This is a genomic window from Vibrio sp. 10N.286.49.B3 (assembly GCF_002873395.1).
Classification (GTDB): Bacteria; Pseudomonadota; Gammaproteobacteria; order Enterobacterales; family Vibrionaceae; genus Vibrio.
On sequence record NZ_MCUV01000032.1, the window covers coordinates 34,636 to 53,973 of the forward strand.

The 19,338-nt window shown below is 42.1% G+C and carries 15 protein-coding genes; 11 read left to right on the plus strand and 4 right to left on the minus strand.

The features are described 5' to 3' along the window. Positions 1 to 133 precede the first annotated feature (133 nt). Positions 134 to 985, plus strand: a complete 852-nt coding sequence (locus tag BCU68_RS11565) for a taurine ABC transporter ATP-binding protein (RefSeq protein WP_102564896.1) — start codon at positions 134 to 136, stop codon at positions 983 to 985. Further along, positions 985 to 1,947, plus strand: a complete 963-nt coding sequence (locus BCU68_RS11570) for an ABC transporter permease subunit (protein WP_241901364.1) — start codon at positions 985 to 987, stop codon at positions 1,945 to 1,947. Before BCU68_RS11565 ends, BCU68_RS11570 begins: the two co-directional genes overlap by 1 nt. Positions 1,948 to 2,116: 169 nt before the next feature. Here BCU68_RS11570 and BCU68_RS11575 read toward each other — a convergent pair whose 3' ends face one another. Together BCU68_RS11575 and BCU68_RS11580 are read right to left on the minus strand one after the other, a co-directional pair. Continuing rightward, positions 2,117 to 3,487 (minus strand): YjiH family protein, encoded by a 1,371-nt coding sequence (locus BCU68_RS11575; protein ID WP_102564897.1) that lies wholly within the window; start codon positions 3,485 to 3,487, stop codon positions 2,117 to 2,119. A gap of 254 nt (positions 3,488 to 3,741) precedes the next feature. Continuing rightward, on the minus strand, positions 3,742 to 6,519 hold the full coding sequence (locus BCU68_RS11580; protein WP_102564898.1) for an insulinase family protein: 2,778 nt from the start codon (positions 6,517 to 6,519) through the stop codon (positions 3,742 to 3,744). A gap of 329 nt (positions 6,520 to 6,848) precedes the next feature. On the opposite strand from BCU68_RS11580, the gene sixA reads away from it, so the two are divergent. Then, the gene (gene sixA, locus BCU68_RS11585) at positions 6,849 to 7,307 is read left to right on the plus strand and encodes a phosphohistidine phosphatase SixA (protein WP_102564899.1); all 459 of its coding nucleotides are present in this window, start codon (positions 6,849 to 6,851) and stop codon (positions 7,305 to 7,307) included. A gap of 83 nt (positions 7,308 to 7,390) precedes the next feature. Here the strand turns inward: sixA and smrB are convergent, their stop codons facing one another. Then, positions 7,391 to 7,921, minus strand: coding sequence for an endonuclease SmrB (gene smrB / locus BCU68_RS11590; protein ID WP_102564900.1), 531 nt, complete (start codon positions 7,919 to 7,921; stop codon positions 7,391 to 7,393). A gap of 64 nt (positions 7,922 to 7,985) precedes the next feature. On the opposite strand from smrB, the gene prmB reads away from it, so the two are divergent. From prmB to BCU68_RS11610, 4 genes are all read left to right on the plus strand, one after another. After that, positions 7,986 to 8,918 carry a 50S ribosomal protein L3 N(5)-glutamine methyltransferase gene (gene prmB, locus BCU68_RS11595; RefSeq protein ID WP_102564901.1) on the plus strand — a complete coding sequence of 311 codons (933 nt, stop codon included), beginning with the start codon at positions 7,986 to 7,988 and terminating at the stop codon, positions 8,916 to 8,918. 224 nt (positions 8,919 to 9,142) lie between these two features. Beyond that, entirely contained in the window at positions 9,143 to 10,228 is a 1,086-nt protein-coding gene (gene aroC, locus BCU68_RS11600) for a chorismate synthase (RefSeq protein WP_102564902.1), read from the plus strand. Positions 10,229 to 10,325: 97 nt separating this feature from the next. Continuing rightward, the gene (locus BCU68_RS11605) at positions 10,326 to 10,856 is read left to right on the plus strand and encodes an elongation factor P hydroxylase (protein WP_102564903.1); all 531 of its coding nucleotides are present in this window, start codon (positions 10,326 to 10,328) and stop codon (positions 10,854 to 10,856) included. A 13-nt stretch (positions 10,857 to 10,869) separates the two neighbouring features. Next, on the plus strand, positions 10,870 to 11,133 hold the full coding sequence (locus tag BCU68_RS11610) for a YfcL family protein (RefSeq protein ID WP_102564904.1): 264 nt from the start codon (positions 10,870 to 10,872) through the stop codon (positions 11,131 to 11,133). 81 nt (positions 11,134 to 11,214) lie between these two features. Here the strand turns inward: BCU68_RS11610 and mnmC are convergent, their stop codons facing one another. Next, entirely contained in the window at positions 11,215 to 13,254 is a 2,040-nt protein-coding gene (mnmC, locus tag BCU68_RS11615; protein WP_102564905.1) for a bifunctional tRNA (5-methylaminomethyl-2-thiouridine)(34)-methyltransferase MnmD/FAD-dependent 5-carboxymethylaminomethyl-2-thiouridine(34) oxidoreductase MnmC, read from the minus strand. 127 nt (positions 13,255 to 13,381) lie between these two features. On the opposite strand from mnmC, the gene fabB reads away from it, so the two are divergent. The 4 genes from fabB to BCU68_RS11635 all read left to right on the plus strand — a co-directional run. Beyond that, entirely contained in the window at positions 13,382 to 14,593 is a 1,212-nt protein-coding gene (gene fabB / locus BCU68_RS11620; protein WP_102564906.1) for a beta-ketoacyl-ACP synthase I, read from the plus strand. Positions 14,594 to 14,868: 275 nt separating this feature from the next. Further along, a complete protein-coding gene (locus BCU68_RS11625) occupies positions 14,869 to 16,008 on the plus strand; it encodes a 4-phosphoerythronate dehydrogenase (protein WP_102564907.1) in 1,140 nt (379 codons plus the stop codon). Positions 16,009 to 16,016: 8 nt separating this feature from the next. Then, positions 16,017 to 17,030, plus strand: coding sequence for an aspartate-semialdehyde dehydrogenase (locus tag BCU68_RS11630; protein WP_102564908.1), 1,014 nt, complete (start codon positions 16,017 to 16,019; stop codon positions 17,028 to 17,030). 213 nt (positions 17,031 to 17,243) lie between these two features. Then, positions 17,244 to 19,338 (plus strand): FimV/HubP family polar landmark protein (locus BCU68_RS11635; protein WP_277868782.1); only part of this gene is annotated, 2,095 nt, incomplete at its 3' end.

Genomic DNA, 19,338 nt, shown 5'->3' on the forward strand with positions numbered 1-19,338 from the left:
ACGTGGTGCAAGGATGGACTATGAAAAAATAAAGCTGGTACTACAGACAAGCGTAGCAGTTACGTAATCTGGGCTTGTCATCACAGTAAAGTAACAAGGATGTCGCATCGTTGACTAAGGATGGAGGTTATTTATGAGTAAATCAAAAACATTGCAGATACATGATGTATCGGTCGTTTATAAAGATCAGCAGGGTGGCGAGCCAGTAACGGCACTGTCAGGGGTTAACTTAACCATTGAGCAAGGTGATCTTGTTGTTGCATTGGGTGCTTCAGGGTGTGGTAAAACGACACTGCTGAATCTGATGGCAGGTTTTACTCAGCCAACAGAAGGCTACCTTACTTTAGGCTCATCGGGTGTGGAAGGCTTTCCTCGAGTAACGATGGGACGTGACATTGGTGATGAAATTGTTGGACCAGGAGCTGAACGTGGAGTGGTGTTTCAAAAGCACGCACTTTTTCCATGGATGGATGTGATTGAAAATACAGCTTTTGGCTTAAAGTTGCAGGGCGTTTCGGAATCCGTTCGCTTAGAAAGAGCAGCAAAATATTTAGAACTTGTCGGTCTTAAAGATTTTCATCAGCATAAGGTTTACCAATTGTCTGGTGGGATGCAGCAACGTGTGGGAATTGCCCGCGCTTTAACCAATGATCCCAGTATTTTATTGCTTGATGAACCGTTAGGTGCTTTAGATGCCTTAACGCGTGAGACCTTGCAAGAGTTGTTGCTTGATGCATGGCAAGAGACCAACAAGATGATGTTTTTTATCACTCACAGTGTTGAAGAAGCGCTCTTTATGGCTTCAAGACTTATCGTGATGTCACCACGTCCTGGTCGTATAACACACAGTTTTAATTTAGATTTTAATCGACGCTTTTTAGAGTGTCGAGATGCAAGGAAAGTGAAATCTATGCCTGATTTTATTGAGATGCGTGAAAAGATACTATCAATAATTCATCAAGATGAAGTTGTGGAGGCTGTATAATGAGTATTCAATCAACATTACAATCGCAAGAGTCAAGTGTACCAAAAGAGGTGATTCTTGAGTCGGTCGACAGCCCTTCAAGAGAAAAACATAGCCGAGAAGCGGTTCAAGATGAGAATCAAATTCCCCTTATTCCTCGTCTTCTAAAACGTTTTAAAGCCCATACCGAATCAACGCCTGACTACTATGGTCAACCGGGGCAAGGGAACTCGAAAATTGTTTCCGTTATGACTGTGATTCTACTTATTAGTATTTGGGCTGTTGTGACCGAAGCGGGATGGGTTAAGCCACTCTTTTTACCTTCACCTTTGGCTGTCTTTGAACGTTTTCTTGATTTAGCGGCGAATGGTTTTGCTGGAGCTTCACTTTCACAGCATCTATCAGCCAGTTTAACGCGTGTATTTGGTGCCTTCATTTTAGCTGCATTAACGGCAATTCCTGTGGGTATCTTAATCGGTACCAATGTTTGGGTAAGAGGATTTTTTGACCCAATCATTGAATTTTACCGTCCACTACCACCATTAGCTTACTTACCTTTGGTGATCATTTGGCTTGGTATTGATGAGACCAGTAAAATCACGCTGATCTTTTTAGCCATGTTTGCACCGATTGTATTAAGTGCCAGAGCTGGGGTATCAGCAGTAAAAAGTGAACAGATTCAAGCGGCTTACTCGATGGGTGCTAGCAAGGCTCAGGTGCTTTACCATGTTGTGATTAAAAATGCGTTGCCTGAAATTCTGACTGGCTTACGTATTGGTATTGGCTTTGGTTGGACAACGCTGGTAGCAAGTGAAATGGTTGCTGCTGAGGCGGGTATTGGCTACATGGTTCTTAATGCTGCAGAGTTTTTAGTGACTGATTTAGTCTTCGCTGGGATCATTATTATCGGTGTGATTGCTTACTTGTTCGATTTGCTTATGCGCTATGCAGAGAAAAAACTCGTACCTTGGAAGGGCTATTAATCACCTTTTTGAGCAGTAGATAAAAGAAAGCAACAGATAAAAAGAACCCCACGACATGGAGCAATGGCGCGGGGTTCTTTGTTATTTATTATCGATAGGTAGCTGCTCTCAAAGCGCTATTTTTATCAAAAAGCTGTTGTTATCAAAAAGCTTTATCAGTACTTAGCGATTAAAAAATCAGATGAGCTACAAGGGCAATAATTGGTAATGTAATTAGAGTACGTAGTAAGAAAATTGCCATCAGCTCTAAGAAGTTAACTGGGATCTTACTGCTTAAAATTACAGAGCCGGTTTCAGACATAAAGATAAGCTGAGTTACCGATAGCGCCGCAATCACAAACTTTGTCATGTCTGAATCAATCGTTGAAGCTGCAATGATTGAAGGAACATACATGTCGGTAAAACCAACCAGTATAGTTTGCGCTGCTGCCTGTGCCTCGACAATATTTAGAAGTTCTAGTAGAGGAACAAAAGGCATACCTAGAATAGAAAATAGTGGTGTTTTTTCAGCAACAACAAGACCTAAAGTACCAATTGCCATAACTACAGGAAGCACACCAATTACCATATCTAAAGCATTATGCACGCCTTCTTTTGCCACAGAACGTAGGCTCTTTACTTTGCTCGCTCTTTCTAACGCGAGTTCTAAACCAAAGCTCATTGCAGAGTGACCTGCAGGTACAAGTTCATCATTTTTATCTGGTAATGAACCATCAATGTAGCAATCTTTTTTGTAAGACAGTGGTGGTAAAAACTGAATTAGCATGGCAGCAACAACACCTGAGATACAAATTGTGGCATAAAATGGAACAAAGAAATTTTGTAAGCCAACCTGAGTCAAAATAACCAGTGAGAATGAAATACCAACGGGTGAGAACATAGTCGCCACAACCGATGCTTCTCTTGCCGTATACTTTTTCTCTTCGTATTGCTTACTGGTTAAAATAACACCTACCGTACCGTCGCCTAACCAAGATGACATACAGTCAATTGCCGCTCTGCCTGGCAGTCTGAAAACAGGACGCATAAATTTACTCAGTAAAGTGCCAAGTAACTCTAATAAACCAAAGTTAAGCAATAGCGGTAATAATAAACCAGCAAAGATAAAAGTAACAAAAAGAGAAGGCAGAAGATCATGCAATACCAAGCCGCCAGTATCACCACTCCAAATCGCTTCAGGTCCTACTTGATAAAGTGCTAATAAAGTAAAAACAGCACCAAGAATACGGATAACTAACCAGGTCGGTGTTAGGCAAAAAAGACGTGTAAGCAGTGGTGATTTGGTGATAAATGCTGGCTTGGCAACACTTGCTACCAGTGAACCAACCGCAGCTAAGCCGATAACCATTGATACGATAGGTAGGATTGCGGCACCTAACAGTGATTGAAGCGATTTAGCCAGTAGTGCTAATGGGAAAGTAAAATTACCATCAATCGTTAACGGGGCTAGGAAAAAGATCAAACCCAGTAAAGATGGAATAACAAACATCAGCGTATTTTTTTTGCTGCTTTGCGGTTGTTTTAGTACGGTCTCATTCATCTGACAGCTCCCTAGATGATTTTAAATCTATTAAAAGTGAATAATGTTGCAATGAGGCTAAGTATATAGTGAAAAAATTTGTGCGCAATTAAAAGTTGCATTTAAATGCATTAATTTCACATACAAATGCAATTAGTTGGTTTTTTATTCATCTTTAGGTCAATAAAAAACCAGAGCAGAAGGCTGCTCTGGTTTTTATGTCGGTATTATTCGCTGTTTAGAGTGAATGAACGGATTAAAGATGCAGTTTATGATTAACCCATACTATTGTCGGTTGGACGCAGTTGGAACTCATCGATAGATCCAATCTCTATACCCGCGCTAAAGCGTTCCTCTTCATGATGTACATTGCCATGAGTATGCATAATTAATCGATTGGCTGTGCGTGGTTTTAATTCGTTAACCACAAAACGTAGCATATCACTAGGGGTGAGCGCTTCTAATTGCTTTAAGACTAACTCTCGTTGATTGAACTCTTCATCTTTATTACCAATCGCAACCCATAGGCGCTGTGCTCGACCTCGTAGTGTGCTATCAGGTGTCGATATCTGATTGATAAGACCGACTTTACTGTTTTGCCACTCATCTTCTGTTAACTCGAGCAATATCATATAGAAAGCATTTAAAAACTCGTCTATTGAGCTAATAAGATCAGCAGGTGCAGCGTTGGGAGATTGTACATAAAGCACTATGCCAGGGTGGCGATTCAGTGGCATATTACCAGTCCCCACCATATAGCCTAGTTGTTGCTTGGTACGTATCTCATGGAAGAATGTGGCTGACATCAAGTGGTTAGCTAATGAATATAAAGCAATACTGTGTGGCAGAATATCATCGCACTGGTAGTAGACAACAACAGCAGAATCATCTTGATCACAATCAACCTCGCGCTGAAAAGAGCCATTTTCCCCCAGCATAACTAAAGGTCGTAGCGTCTCTTCATAGGTTTGGTTTTGAGCTCGCAAAGCATCTTTTAATGTGGTCGCAATACTGTGTGCTTGTTGCTGGGTCCAATCACCATAGACAAACATATCAACGTGCAACTCAGCTAAAATAGCGTGAACAAACTCTGAAAGTTCATCAACTTGGATACTCTCCAATGCTTCATATAAAACGGCATAAGGAGGGTTGTTCGGTTGGAGTAACCCGGTCATGGCATTAAATAGTTGTGAAATAGGACGATCTTGCTGAGCATTTTTCCAGTTACGTAGCAATTGCTGCTTAATGGTTTCAAAGCGACTAGGGTCAAAATCACGTGAGGAAAAGCGGCTTAAAATCATGTTTAGTAATTGAGATTGCTTCTGACTAAACCCAGATAACGTAAGAGTTACACCGCCTTGATGTGCATACATGTTGTATCCCATGCCTGCGATTTCAGCTTGGTAGGTTTCTTTGGCTAAAGAGTCGAGAAACATCTCTACACACAGGCGAGTTTTGACCACATTGCGCGGGGTTGAGACAGAGTGGGGACTATCAATGGCAATATAGACCACCCCTTTTGGTACTCGGAACTCGTGATCTTGTAAATGCCATAAGTTAAATCCGTCAATCTCTTCTAGCAAGTTTGGTGTTGTTGAGTCGCCTTCAAGTGGTGCAGGATCTAAGTTATAGCAAATAAATGGGTTTGGCTCGGGCAGCTTAAATGACCAACGGGTGTCACTGGTATTAAATATCTGCTTTTGCTGTGCGGTAAATGCTTGTGATGAATAAGGCGTAAAATACCATTTTGCTTGGCGATCGTAATGAAGTTCTTTGGCGACGAGCGTTAGTTTTAAATTATCACTATGTAGGTAGCTTAAAACATCTTGCATCTGTTTAGGTTCATGACCCAGCATCATGTAGTCAGCGTAAATGACATCATTTGGATGATAATACTGCATGTTTAAAACAAGATGATTCGCTAACTCTAATGGTCTTGTCGGCTCTTGGAAGCGAAAGGCTGATTCTAATACCGCTTGCTTTTCAAGGTAGCGCCATTCATCCAGTCCATCCTTTTGGATCAATTTGATATATTGGAAAACAGCCTGAACGATATAATCAGCATGATCAACGCCCGCTTCGGTAAGGCTGCAACTTATTGTAAATTCACGATAATTACTACCACTTGCACCACCGCCAGCAGAAAGAGAGGTAATCCAACCTTTCTCCTTTAACTGCATCATTAAACTGCCTTCACCTTCATAACCAAGCAGGTGGGCAAAATAGGATAAAGGTTTGTTTTTATATAAGTGAGCCTGACTTGGCATTGGAAAGGCAATGATCAAACGGCGAATATCTTTCACGGGTTCAACATTAATTTGTAAACCAAGATGCTCAGGTAGTACAAACTCGCTATCGATTGTTTTACCTTGTTTATGATTATTGGGGATATGAGAAAAATAGTCCTCTACCCAAGCTTGCATAGTATTAAGATCAGCAGCACTAACAATCGTCAGCGTCATTAAATCGGCTGAGTATTGCTGGTTATAAAAATCGAGCACTTCTTGGCGGATACTTTGCCCATTGCGATCGGCAAGTGTCTCTATGTTACCGACTGAAAATTGGCTAAAAGGGTGGTTGGGGTTAATGATCTCTTTATGCACTTGATATAAACGACGTGAGTCATCATTTATTTTCATTTTGTATTCAGAATCAACAGCTTGCCTTTCTTTGTCTAACGCTTCTTCGTTAAATAATGGGGCAGTGAAAAATTGGCTAAAACGATCCAGTGCTGCATCGAAAGCATTGGGTGATATATCAAAGAAAAAGCAGGTATGCTCAGTACCGGTCCAAGCGTTATTGCTACCACCGTGTTGATTAATGAACTGTTGAAAACCGCCAACTTTAGGGTATTTTTCGGTACCAAGAAATAACATGTGCTCAAGATAGTGGGCAAGCCCTTCGCGATCAATCGGATCGTCAAAGTGACCGACATTTACCGCCATTGCTGCTGCCGATTTTTGAGCGTTACTGTCGTTAATTAGTAGTACTCTTAAGTCATTAGACAAGGTTAGGTAGCGATATTGGTTGGTATCATTGGGACTTAAGTGCACAAGGTTTCTCCAAATTGGACATGAATGTCTGAGCTACAAAAGGGAAGCTCAATACTCAAAGGTGAGTGGTGTCATTAATTTTTATTGTTGTTTATATATCTTAGTAGTTTATGAACAAGGTCTAAGACTTACTGCATATTGTTGATATACTTATTTAAAATATTTTAATTTACACAGAAAAGAAAGATATTTTTAGGCGATTAATGTATAAGTGATTCCATTTTTGATGGTTTACTAAGGATAGTTGCTATTTTGAGGTTAGACAAAAAATAGGATTGTATCCACACTCATTAAGAGACTATGTAATCGGTTTGATAGTAGGGTAGAAGATGAAGATATTCATAATGCGCCATGGTGAAGCAACAATGTATGCCGCCAGTGATGAAGAAAGAGCATTAACTGACCGTGGTCGAACAGATTCGATTGCTGCTGCTAATTTATGTGCCCAAAAAGGATTTAATCAGTTTGATAAGGTTTTAGTTAGTCCTTACTTACGAGCACAGCAAACTTGGCAAGAGATAACCTCTCACTTTTCAGCAACGAGTGTGGAAACAAGCTCGGATATTACGCCTTATGGGCAATCAGAGCAGGTGTTTGATTATGTCAGCGCTTTGGTTGATGTTGAAAAGCTTGAAACGGTTTTGTTGGTTTCACACCTGCCGCTTGTCGGCTATTTAACGGCTGAGTTTGTCCCTGATCTAGCACCGCCAATGTTCCCAACGTCTGGCATCGTCTGCATTGAGTTTGATCCTAAAACTCAACAGGGTGAATTAGTGTGGAAACTATAGCGGCTTATCGATAGCGCTGTGTGAGCAAATGACGTGGAGTAGGTAGGGCATATCGTTAATCCCCATCGCCACGTCGTTTATGCTTACTTTTCTGGGATAGACAGTAATACTAATAATGCACCATTACCGCCAAATTCCAGTGGTGCTTGGTGAAATGCCATAACATCGGGATGCTGCGCTAACCATAATGGCACTTTTTGCTTGAGAATGTGTTTGCCGATACCGTGCATGACACTTGCACAATGAATCTCTTCTTTCACACAGTGGGCAATCATAGCGCCAAGTTCTCGTTTGGCTTCTTGTTGTGTCATCCCATGCATATCTAAATAAACATCGGGTACATAAACGCCACGACGTAATCGCTTCACTTCATATTTAGAAACACCATCGCGGGCATAACGCATCGGTCCTTCATCCGTCAGGTTTGGAACAAACTCATCAGAGAAGTAAAACTCGGTATCACTGGCTTCACGAGCAGTACGAGTAATTTCTTTTTGTTTGTGATTTCTTTTTGGAGGCTGGACTATGGTATCCTGTGACAACTTTTTAACGCCCTGTACTGCATCCTTGAATAAGGCGAAATCATCATCGAAATCGGTGGTTTTTTTGTTCATCAAGTTACCATTTTTTAAGTGGAAAAAATTTGTGGCAGTATTGTAGCGGATTTCGGAGGCAATTTTGGATAAGATTTTTGTAGAAGAAGCGGTATCAGAACTTCACACCCTTCAAGATATGGTTCGTTGGACGGTAAGCCGCTTTAATGCTGCAGGTCTATTTTATGGTCATGGTACGGATAATGCGTGGGATGAAGCTGTGCAATTAATCCTGCCAACATTGTACCTACCGATCGATGTGCCGAATCATGTTTTAAACTCTCGTCTAACGAGCAGTGAGCGTTTACGCATCGTAGAACGTGTTATTCGTCGTATTAACGATCGTACTCCAACGGCATACTTGACCAATAAAGCATGGTTCTGTGGCCTTGAGTTCTTTGTTGATGAGCGCGTATTAGTGCCACGTTCGCCAATTGGTGAACTGATTGAAGCACAATTTCAACCATGGTTGGTAGAAGAGCCAGTACGAATTATGGATTTATGTACCGGTAGTGCGTGTATTGCGATTGCTTGTGCACATGCATTCCCTGAAGCAGAAGTCGATGCTATCGATATCTCTGTTGATGCATTGCAAGTTGCTGAGCAAAACGTACAAGATCACGGTATGGAGCAGCAAGTGTTCCCAATTCGTTCAGATTTGTTCCGTGATTTGCCAAAGGAAAAGTACAACATTATCGTATCTAATCCACCTTACGTGGATCAAGAAGATATGGATAGCCTGCCAGAAGAGTTTACTCATGAACCTGAACTTGGTTTAGCGGCAGGTAGTGATGGTCTTAAGTTGGTTCGCCGCATTTTAGCCAATGCACCAGACTACTTAACGGATGATGGTATTTTGATCTGTGAAGTGGGTAACTCAATGGTACACATGATGGAACAGTACCCAGATATGCCATTTACTTGGATTGAGTTCTCAAACGGTGGTCACGGCGTATTTATGATTACACGTGCGCAAATGTTAGAGTTTGCTGACGAGTTTTCTATCTACAAAGATTAATCGTTACGCTTAATGAATATAAAAACGTCAGCTAATTAATGCTGGCGTTTTTTTTATATTTTTTTCAGCGTGGATGATAGGGCAGGCGCTTTATTCTTTACGATTATAAAATATCCTCGCTTTAGGCTTTACATCATTTCGTTAACAAGCGACTATGATTCTACGAACAATTATCGAATAGTGGGAATGGGCTAGTTAGGTCTCTCCCTTTTCAAGAGGATAAAATGGCAGGAAACAGTATCGGGCAACACTTTCGAGTGACAACATTCGGAGAGAGTCACGGTATCGCACTAGGATGTATCGTTGATGGATGCCCTCCAGGATTAGAGCTTACCGAATCAGATCTACAAAAAGACTTAGACCGTCGCCGTCCAGGCACTTCTCGTTATACAACAGCGCGTCGTGAACCAGATGAAGTGAAAATTTTGTCAGGCGTATTTGAGGGTCAAACAACGGGGACATCTATTGGCCTGCTGATTGAGAATACCGATCAACGTTCGAAAGATTATTCAGAAATTAAAGACAAATTCCGCCCAGGTCATGCTGATTACACTTACCATCAAAAATATGGTGTGCGCGATTACCGTGGTGGTGGTCGTTCATCGGCACGTGAAACCGCAATGCGTGTCGCGGCTGGTGGTATCGCGAAAAAATACCTTAAGCAAGAGTTTGGGGTCGAAGTTCGTGCTTACTTATCACAAATGGGTGATATCTCAATTGATAGTGTTGATTGGGATGAAATCGATAACAATGCCTTTTTCTGTCCAGATGCGGGCAAGGTTGATGCTTTTGATCAGCTAATCCGTGATTTGAAAAAAGATGGCGATTCTATTGGTGCTAAGATTCAAGTGGTTGCTACGCAAGTGCCAGTCGGCCTTGGTGAGCCTATTTTTGATCGCTTAGATGCTGATATTGCTCATGCTTTAATGAGTATTAATGCGGTGAAAGGTGTTGAGATTGGGGATGGTTTTGATGTGGTTGCCCAAAAGGGCAGTGAACACCGTGATCCTTTAACGCCAAGCGGTTTTACGAGCAATCATGCAGGTGGCATTTTAGGTGGTATTTCGACTGGACAAGATATCGTCGCTAATATTGCGTTAAAACCAACATCAAGCATTACGGTACCAGGTGAAACCATTACTCGCAGTGGTGAGGCGACTCAACTGATTACTAAAGGTCGTCATGATCCTTGTGTCGGTATTCGCGCTGTGCCAATTGCTGAAGCGATGCTAGCGATTGTATTGCTTGATCACCTACTGCGTCATCGTGGGCAAAACTTTGGTGTAACAACGGAAACGCCTAAGATCTAATGACCTGTCAATTAAAATGATGTTGTGGCTAAAACTGATGTGCATTTAAAGCGCATCAGTTTTTATTTCTTCTTTCCTTTAGGCTAAAGGATCGTTAATGAGTCACCAATACCAAGATATTATTTCTATTTTTAATCAAACCTTTCAAGACGCTTATCAAACTCAATTAGAGCTTGGAGGAGACGAACCTATTTATCTGCCAGCAGATGAACAGCATGTTTATCATCGCATCATCTTTGCTCGTGGATTTTATGCTTCTGCGCTTCATGAAATTGCTCATTGGTGTGTGGCAGGTGCGGAGCGACGATTATTAGAAGACTTTGGTTATTGGTATCACCCGGATGGACGCTCAGTGACAGCCCAAGCAGCGTTTGAGCAAGTTGAACTTCGCCCTCAAGCCTATGAGTGGATTTTTGCTATCAGTGCTGGATTTTCTTTTTCAGTCAGTTGTGACAATCTACAAGGCGATTTTGAACCAGATCGCTTAGCGTTTAAGAAGAAAGTACAGCAAGAAGTATTAGCGATTTTGGCGCAGGGCTTACCAACTCGGGTACGCCTGTTATCAGAATCGTTACGACAGTTCTATCAAACACCACCACTGGAAGCGACCCAGTTTGTAGTCCAATAAATAGAGAATAACAATGATTATTGAATTTGAAGAAAAGCTACTAGAAATGATTGATGCACGCATTGAGTCTGCATCGGATGATGAGTTATTTGCTGGTGGTTATTTACGAGGTCATATCTCTCTTTCTGTGGCATCTTGTGAAGAGGATGGCATTAGTGATGTATTGGAAGTTAAAACACGTATTGAAAAGAGTTTAGATGATGCTAAAACAGAATTAGCCCCAGCTGATCGTAGTATTGTTCATGATCTTTGGATTGAGTTAACGGGCAACTTATAACCTTAACTCTTTGAGTATCATTGCTATAAAAGGCGTATGACCGATAATTGTCATACGCCTTTTTAGGTTTAGCGTAGCGATTTATTCAGTCAGAGCCTTACCTTTACGTAAACGTCTTACCCACATACGACTAGGGTGAATCATTTCGAGCACATCGACGGGTAATGGGATCGGGTCATTGCATATCTGCGAAGCTAGCACTTCAGCGAGCAGTGGTGCCGAGCTTAGCCCTCGAGAGCCTAATCCTAAGAAGCAGTAGAGGTTAGGGTAACTTGGGACCGGTGCGACTTCTTCTTCAGGTTTGCCATGCAGATCGGCATATTGTGCTTTGATCTGTTCGAAAATACCCACATTACCAACAAAAGGCAGATGATCGCGGCTTACACTTCGCACGCCTTGACGAGACAGTTGACCACTGGTGTCGACATCATTTGGCCAGGTTTGCTCAGGTATGCATTGACGTAACTTATCGCCATTCTCTTGTTGAGCATTGGCATCAAAGTGTTGATCAATATTGTCTTTATCGTAACTTGCCCCGATGCAGTGGTGTTGGTTATTGGTATTAACTGGCGTCATGTAACCATCATAACAAAGAACAGTATTCAGTTTGCTCAAGGTATCCGTAGTGGGGATGTGGCTAACTTGACCTTTGACTTTGCTCAGAGGGATGTCTTTCGTAGGCAACAGCTGATCAAATTGATGACCATTAGCCACAACAACGGTATTGTGTTTTGCGATGCTACCGTTGGCAAAGGTTAGCTGCCATTGTTGCTCATTGTCACACCACGTTAATTCGGTAACTTGATGTTCATAATGCATTTCTGCGTTTGATTGAGACGCTAAATGGTCAAATATTCCTTGCGTTAACTCTGCAGGGCATAGCCAACCACCAAGTGGAAACAGTGCCGCAGACATCTCTATTGCTAGCCCAGTGACTTGGTTCGTTTGTGCAGGTGTTAAGGCGTGAATGAGTTCAGGGTTAAATTCAGCATCAAGAATGTTTTGTAACTTCTTACTGCCTTTTTCATCCCACATGAGTTGGGTAACACCACACCAGTCATGATCAAAAGGGATCGCCAGTTGTGCCATTTGATCAACAAATTGACGAGCAAAAAGAAAGCCTGGTGAGAATACTCGTGTAACCCCTGTTCTTGTGTGGTTAAGCAGAGGATATACCGCGCCTTGTCGGTTACCAGAAGCGCCTTGTGCAGCCTTTTTGTCTTGGCAATAAACATGCGGAACAATCCCACGTCTATGTAAACATTTAGCCAACGTCGCACTGGCAATACCTCCACCGATAATGGCGATGTCTTGGTGCTCACTCTGGTGATGTGCAGGCAATGGCTCACGGCGTGCGAACCATGGTTTGGTGTTATTCGGTGCGCTGCGTTTAGGCAGTACACCAGCGATCATTTCTCGCTTAATACCAAAGCCTTTCACTTTTTTCATTTCAAAGCCAGCATCGATTAAGCCTCGGCGAACAAAACCAGCTGCGGTAAACGTGGCGCAGGTACAGGCATCTTTCGCCAAGCTAGCCATGCCATTAAATAGATCCTGATTCCACATTTCAGGGTTTTTACTTGGTGCAAAACCATCTAAAAACCAAGCATCAATTAGACCATTTTCATTGGTTGGTAATAAAGGCATGCAATCTTTAATATCACCAAACCAAAGATCGAGTGTAATAGCACCGTCAGCTAGCACAATACGGTGACACTCAGGAACGGCAATCGGGTAATGGGCTTGTAGTTGTTTGGTGTAGTGCGCCAGTTCAGGCCACGCTGCATGAGCTTTGATTAAATCTTCTTTGCTTAACGGGAATTTTTCAAAGCTGATAAAGTGTAATTCTTGCAAAGGAGCATCTGGGTTCTGTTGGCGAAATGCATCAAACCATTGCCAGACAGCTAAAAAGTTTAACCCAGTACCAAAACCCGTTTCACCAATAACAAAGCGGCGTTGATCAAAGGTTTCCCAGCGTTGCGGTAGGTGATTTTGTTGTAAAAAGACGTAACGGGTCTCTTCTAAGCCATTTGTATTGGAGAAGTAAACATCATCAAATTGGTCCGAAACCGGTGTTCCAGCGTCATTCCAGCCGAGTTGTGCGTTGGTAATTGCAGTCATAATGTCAGTTTTTTGTGATATAGGGCGATATGTTGATGTTGATTGTACGAAAGTCTAGGAAAGCTGACCACTTTTGTTATGCTTCTTCGTTATCATCATAATGAATTTTGAATTATAGGAAGGTCACATGAAGCGAGTCGTAATCACCGGTATGGGTATTGTTTCAAGTATCGGTAACAACGTCGAAGAAGTTTTAGCGTCTCTTAAAGCGGGTACATCGGGTATCACAGCTTCAGAGCAGTTCAAAGAGCACGGTTTGCGTTCGCAAGTGTGGGGCAACTTGAAAATGAATCCAGCAGAGCACATTGATCGTAAAAAAATGCGCTTTATGGGTGACGCTGCGGCTTTTGCCTACCTTTCTATGGAACAGGCGATTGCTGATTCTGGTTTAACCGATGATCAAGTTTCGAATGACCGCACAGGTATTGTTGCTGGTTCAGGTGGTGCATCATCACTAAACCAAGTGAATGCGGTTGATATCATCCGTGAAAAAGGCGTGAAGCGTGTTGGTCCATACATGGTTCCACGTACTATGGCATCAACGGTTTCTGCTTGTTTGGCAACTCCGTTTAAAATTCGTGGCGTGAACTACTCAATGAGTTCTGCATGTGCAACTTCTGCGCACTGTATTGGTCACGCAATGGAATTGATTCAACTTGGCAAGCAAGATGTAGTGTTTGCTGGTGGTGGTGAAGAGCTTGATTGGTCGCTAACCATGATGTTTGATGCAATGGGCGCACTATCAACGAAATACAACGAAACACCAGAAATGGCTTCTCGCACTTACGATGCTGATCGTGATGGTTTTGTTATTTCAGGCGGCGGCGGCATGCTGGTTATCGAAGAATTAGAGCATGCATTAGCGCGTGGGGCAAAAATCTACGGTGAAATCGTCGGTTACGGTGCGACATCAGATGGCTACGACATGGTTGCGCCATCGGGTGAAGGTGCGATTCGTTGTATGAAGATGGCAATGCAAAATGTTGATGGTGTTGACTACGTGAATACTCATGGTACATCAACGCCAGTGGGTGATGTAAAAGAGCTTGGTGCGATTCAAGAAGTATTTGGTGGCAACAGCCCTGCAATTTCAGCAACCAAAGCAATGACAGGTCACGCGCTAGGTGCTGCTGGTGTCCATGAAGCGATCTACTCTACGCTAATGCTTGAAAATAGCTTTATCGCGCCAAGTATCAATATCTCTAATTTAGACCAAGCGGCAGAAGGTCTGGATATTGTTACTGAATATCGTGAACAAGCTTTGACAACGGTCATGTCTAATAGCTTTGGCTTTGGTGGTACAAACGCAACATTGGTGATTCAAAAGTACCAAGCTTAATTAGAGCGAATAAGGTCAATAAGCCGAGAAAAAGGATTGTAAATTTGGCTTGTTGATCACTAGATTCCAGAGCCGATTAGCATTGCTGATCAAACAGAGTGGGTCTTACCTGATGGAGAGCTAGGTAATATCTTTTTGTCCTGGACTTTCACCCGGCAGTTTATACTGTCGGGTTTTTTTCTATCTGAACATTGGTTTACTTTGGTTGGTATTGCTTACTTTGAGAGAGATTAATAGTAAGATAAGCGCTTCTTTTTTCTCTTTGTACCGAGCTTATGAAAATATTAATTGATGAAAACATGCCTTATGCCGAAGCACTTTTTAGCCAGTTAGGTGACGTGATTTTAAAGCCAGGTCGAACCTTAAGTGCAGAGGATTTAATCGATATTGATGGTTTAATGATTCGCTCGGTAACAAAGGTCAATGCCGATCTGATTGCCAAAGCCAACAAGCTTAAATTTGTCGGTACAGCCACCGCAGGCATGGATCATGTTGACCAGGCGTTATTGCAAGAAAAAGGGATCTTTTTTACCGCTGCTCCTGGCTGTAATAAAGTCGGTGTCGCAGAGTATGTATTTAGTATCATTATGGTACTTGCCCAACAAAATGGCTTCTCAATTTTTGATAAAACGGTGGGTATTGTTGGCGCAGGGCAGGTCGGTAGTTATCTTGCCAAATGTTTGACTGGTATTGGCATTAAAGTGTTGCTGAACGATCCACCAAAGCAACTTGCCGGAGATAAACGAGATTTCACGCCATTAGATGAATTACTCACTCAGGCTGATATTATTAGTTTGCACACCCCAATCACTCATGAGGGTGAGTTTGCCACTCACCACTTAGTCGATAGCGCCGTTTTATCACAACTGCGCAGTGACCAAATCTTAATTAACGCTGCACGTGGTCCTGTGGTCGACAACCAAGCACTGAAGCAACGTTTACAAAAACACGATGGCTTTTTAGCAGCTTTAGATGTTTTTGAGTTTGAGCCACAAGTTGATATGACGTTATTACCACTATTATCTTTTGCAACCCCGCATGTCGCAGGCTATGGTTTAGAAGGTAAGGCACGTGGTACGACAATGATATTTAACTCCTACTGTGAGTTCTTATCTCTGCCAAATCGAGCCCATGCTAGTGACTTATTACCCGTTGCACCTATCCCTTCAGTGAGATTAGAACGACAATGGGATCAACCAACACTGCACAATTTGACTCAGTTGATTTATGATGTGCGCCAAGACGATGCATTATTCCGTCGTGAGATCACCAAACCTGGCGCATTTGACCAAATGCGCAAGCAATATTGGGATCGAAGAGAGTACAGTGCAATTCAATTAGCTGGGAGTCAGGCTTGTAATTTAGAGCCCCTAGCTGAATTAGGCTTCAACATTAAGCCAACTATAGATAAATGAGAGAGACAATGAGCCAAGAATTTAATATTGCTATTTTGGGCGCAACAGGTGCTGTAGGCGAAACTATCCTTGAGGTACTTGCTGAACGTAAATTTCCTGTCGGCGCATTATTTTTACTCGCGAGTGAGCGTAGTGAAGGTAAAACATACCGTTTTAATGGTAAAACATTAGCAGTACAAAATGTTGAAGATTTCGATTGGTCTCAAGTTCATATCGCATTGTTCTCAGCAGGTAGCGCAGCATCAGAAAGATGGGCTCCAATTGCTGCTGATGAAGGTGTGGTTATTATTGATAATACTTCACAGTTCCGTTACGAATACGATATTCCACTGGTTGTGCCAGAAGTAAACCCTGAAGCAATTGCAGAGTTCCGTAACCGTAATATTATTGCTAACCCAAACTGCTCTACGATTCAAATGGTTGCAGCATTAAAACCGATCCATGATGCCGTAGGTCTTGAGCGTGTTAACGTGTGTACTTATCAGTCAGTATCAGGTGCTGGTAAATCAGGTATCGATGAGCTAGCGGGTCAAACGGCTAAGCTACTAAATGGTATGCCAGCTGAAACAAACGCATTTAGCCAGCAAATTGCTTTTAACTGTATTCCACAGATCGATGAATTTACTGAAAATGGTTACACTCGTGAAGAGATGAAGATGGTGTGGGAAACACAAAAAATCTTCAATGACTCTTCAATTACGATTAACCCAACTTGTGTTCGCGTACCGGTATTCTATGGTCATGCCGAATCTTTGCATATTGAAACTTGTGCGCCAATTGGTGCAGAGCAAGTGATCGAACTGCTCAATGAAACCGATGGTATTGAAGTCTTCCAAGAGTTAGATTTCCCAACACAAGTTCGTGATGCTGGTGGTAAAGATCATGTTATGGTGGGTCGTATCCGTAATGATATTAGCCATCACAGCGGCATTAATATGTGGGTTGTGGCTGACAACGTACGTAAAGGCGCGGCAACTAACGCAGTACAAATTGCTGAGTTATTGATAAGCGATTACTTCTAAGCCAATACCGATGTAACATGCTCGATAGCCTCACAAATAAGTGAGGCTTTTTTTTATTTATTGTTTACTTGTTCCATAATCACAGCAAAATGTCGCTCAGTTTGATATTCGTTACACATTTTTTGTCTTCAGGACTATAGCTTTAGTGCTTTTATCCTATATATTGTACAGATCTTTACTTTATTCCAATCGTAGTACTTACCTGAGTTTTTTATGCGTCATATTTATAAGCGTCTATTACTGTCTTTAACACTCATTGCCTCAAGTCAGGTAACCACTACTTACGCAACAAATATTCGTATTGTTGGACCTGATGGTGTGTCTCAAACACCAGTGACCTCACCAGAGGGCATCAGTGCTGCGAATAGTGAGCCATCCCGTTTTTATGGTCCAACAACGGCGCAGGAAACTTTGTGGTCAATTTCTTCTCGTCTGCGTCCAAGTCCTTCTGTTTCTGTACAGCAGACACTATTGGCAATCTATCGACTCAACCCCCAAGCATTCGAAGATCAAAACATACATAAGCTTCTGCCAAATAGTAATTTAAGAATTCCTTCGCTTTCTCAAGTGCAAAGTCGAACGACAGAAACGGCTATTGAGATCATGGATGCGCATACCAAAAAGCTTGCTCAAGTTCCTGTTGCTCCGCCAATCGCGCCTAAACTAGCACCTGTACCTCAGGCTGTTCCAAAGCCGGTTGCTCCTGAACCAACACCCGCACCGAAAGCCGCTGTTGCGCCTAAACCAACTACCGCGCCTAAAGCCGTAGTTACTGAGCAAAAGCCAGCAGTAGCAGTGAGTACTCCTGACTCAAGTGAGGTTATTAAGTTAGAAAGTGAGCTAAAGAGTTCGCAATCTGAATTACTTTCACTGGAAGAGAAAAACCATCAATTACGACTACTACTCAGTAATGTACAGTTAGAAGTCGATCAACTAAAAGAAGATATCAGCGATAAAGATCGTATTCGAACCGAAGTGGAGAGGCAGCTCGAGATCGAGCGTAATAAGCAATTAGAAATGGAAAGCTTAAAGCCAAGTTCGTTAGATAATGCATTAAGTAATAATTGGTTACTTGCTGCGTTGGCTTGTATTCCTGGCTTACTTGCTGCATTGGCTGGTATGTTGATTCTTAATCGCCGTAACCGTAATGATGAGTCGGAAAATTCTGCCGAGCCGGTAAATGCAGTTCCAGCCGAATTCTTTAAAGAACAAGAGTCTTTGGGTGATGAGATTTCACTTGATGATATTGCTGGAGATGAAGATTTACTTGGTGATGAGTTATTAGTTGATGATTTGGTTGAAAACCCGATTGATTCAGAGGTGGAAGAGGATGATATCTTTGCTGGATTAGATGATGATCTCGACTTTAATTTAGACGATGAAGACGATCTATTCGCAAGTATCGGCGATGATGGTGAACTGGACACTGAGTTAGATAGCGAGTTTGATAACATTGAGTCAAGCAACAGCGGGATCAGCGTAAAAGGTGATGATAAAGCGCTCGGTCTTGAAGAAATGGAGCGAGCTTTAGATGATGCCTCAGCGAATAATGATAACCTGGTAGGCTTTGAACTATCAGAGGATAATGTAATTTCCAATGATGAGATTGAAGCATTACTCTCTGACACTAAGGGCAATGATCCATTAGAAACCGATGAGATAGAGCAATCTTTACTGGATGATTTGTTTGCGAGTGCTCAAGAGCCTGACGCGCAACCAAGTGCTGTTGATAAAGCTATAGAGCAAGAAGAGCCAGAGGCTTTTGATGAAGATCTGGATGTTAGTGATGTTTATGAGTTAGCGGATAATTTAAATAGCGCAGTTGAAGATGATATTGATGCTATTTTTGCTCAAGTGGCGCAAGAGAAGGCACAAAGTGAAGGTGTCGATAGTACAAGCAATGTTGAATTAACCGATCAATCAACCGATGCCGCTGAAGTTGCTGAAGATGAAGCAACAGTGGACGATCTATTTGAAGAGGCATTGTTAAACCTAGATGATACGAGTGCTAACGAACTCGAACTAGACGATAACAGTACTGAACTTCTTGATGAGTTATTAGCTGAAGAAGATAGCGACCTTACTAGCTTAGAACTTGATGAGCAAGCGCTTGATAATCTTGAGTTAGATGATAATAGTACCGAGCTTCTGGATGAATTATTAGAGGCAGAAGATAGTAGCCTTGATAGCTTAATTATTGATGAACAAGCATTTGATAATCTAGAACTCGACGATAACAGTACCGAGCTTCTGGATGAGCTATTAGATGTCGAAGATAGTGGTCTTAGCGACGTAGCTTTAGATGATA

Excerpts from the sequence above, each read along its gene's own strand:
- BCU68_RS11575 (WP_102564897.1), bottom strand. The coding sequence starts at position 3,487 with ATGAATGAGACCGTACTAAAACAACCGCAAAGCAGCAAAAAAAATACG.
- BCU68_RS11570 (WP_241901364.1), top strand. The coding sequence starts at position 985 with ATGAGTATTCAATCAACATTACAATCGCAAGAGTCAAGTGTACCAAAA.
- mnmC (WP_102564905.1), bottom strand. The coding sequence starts at position 13,254 with ATGACTGCAATTACCAACGCACAACTCGGCTGGAATGACGCTGGAACA.
- BCU68_RS11610 (WP_102564904.1), top strand. The coding sequence starts at position 10,870 with ATGATTATTGAATTTGAAGAAAAGCTACTAGAAATGATTGATGCACGC.
- BCU68_RS11565 (WP_102564896.1), top strand. The coding sequence starts at position 134 with ATGAGTAAATCAAAAACATTGCAGATACATGATGTATCGGTCGTTTAT.
- BCU68_RS11605 (WP_102564903.1), top strand. The coding sequence starts at position 10,326 with ATGAGTCACCAATACCAAGATATTATTTCTATTTTTAATCAAACCTTT.
- smrB (WP_102564900.1), bottom strand. The coding sequence starts at position 7,921 with ATGAACAAAAAAACCACCGATTTCGATGATGATTTCGCCTTATTCAAG.
- BCU68_RS11625 (WP_102564907.1), top strand. The coding sequence starts at position 14,869 with ATGAAAATATTAATTGATGAAAACATGCCTTATGCCGAAGCACTTTTT.
- BCU68_RS11630 (WP_102564908.1), top strand. The coding sequence starts at position 16,017 with ATGAGCCAAGAATTTAATATTGCTATTTTGGGCGCAACAGGTGCTGTA.
- aroC (WP_102564902.1), top strand. The coding sequence starts at position 9,143 with ATGGCAGGAAACAGTATCGGGCAACACTTTCGAGTGACAACATTCGGA.
- fabB (WP_102564906.1), top strand. The coding sequence starts at position 13,382 with ATGAAGCGAGTCGTAATCACCGGTATGGGTATTGTTTCAAGTATCGGT.
- sixA (WP_102564899.1), top strand. The coding sequence starts at position 6,849 with ATGAAGATATTCATAATGCGCCATGGTGAAGCAACAATGTATGCCGCC.